General features: G+C 61.2%; 1 pseudogene. It reads right to left on the bottom strand.

Features of this window, described 5'->3' with window-relative positions:
- Positions 1 to 973, bottom strand: a pseudogene (locus LVS58_RS24935) (type IV secretion protein Rhs); the annotation flags it as partial.

Here is a 973-nt window from a genome sequence, read left to right as displayed (position 1 = left end):
AGTCTTGCCCGTGTGGGGTAGGTCAAGGAAGCGACCGATGATCTGTTCAAGATGCGCGTTTTCGTCATTGGCAGCGCTGGTCATCCCGCGGCGCTGGGTTTGGGTCAGTACCTCGGCAATCAGGTTGTCGCTGGCATCGTAACGATAGGCCTTGTCCAGCAGCGGCAGCACTTCAACCGGGGCATCGCGGTAGTGAATGGCCTTGCCGGCCAGGCGACCGCTGGTGTCGTAGCGTGTGCGGGTGACCAGTTTGCCCTGGGTCCGCAGGACCTCGTCGTGCACCGCATCGCGCTCGAAATCGCTGATGACCCGGCCGTTCAGGTTGATCTGGTGCAGGTGTCCGCTGCCGTAGTACAGGTGGTTGAGTTCGCGTTGGTCGGGCAGGACTAGTGTCTGCAGGTTGCCCAGTTCGTCGTAGCGGTATTGCAGCAAGCCAGCGCTATTGGTTTCGCTGAGCAGTTGTCCGTTGGGGTCGTAGGTGTAATCGAGTTGCTGCTTCTTGCCCTGGTTGTCCGTGAAGGTGATGGATAGCAGATTGTCGGCCGCGTCGTAGCGGTAGTCGGTGGTGCCATCTTCAGTGCGCTTGCTGACAAGCCGGCCGATTGCGTCGCGCTCGAAGTCATGACGGATGGCGGTCGACCGTGTTGGCGGGGCGTTGTCGGACAGCGGCGGCTGCTCGTCAGGCGAGGGCACATGGGTAAGACGAGTGACCTCATCCAGCACGTTGTAAACGTAGAGGCGGCCACTGCCATCCAGGTCCTTTTGGGCCACCAGCCGGTCCAGCTCGTCCCAGCCGAAGCGGTATGACTCGTCATTCTCGTTGGTCAGTTGCAGTAGCCGACCATAGGCGTCGTAGCGGAACTTCACGCTGTAGCCCATGGCGTCGGTGCGTTCGACCAACCGGCCGCTGGGGTCGTAGCGAAATTGCAGGGTTTTCTGTGCTGGGTCGATATAGCGCGTCAGCTGGCCGGCC

Origin of the sequence: Pseudomonas sp. JR33AA (assembly GCF_021378985.1) — a bacterium.
Taxonomy (GTDB): Bacteria; Pseudomonadota; Gammaproteobacteria; order Pseudomonadales; family Pseudomonadaceae; genus Aquipseudomonas; species Aquipseudomonas alloputida.
This window is presented reverse-complemented; position numbering and strand designations above follow the sequence as displayed.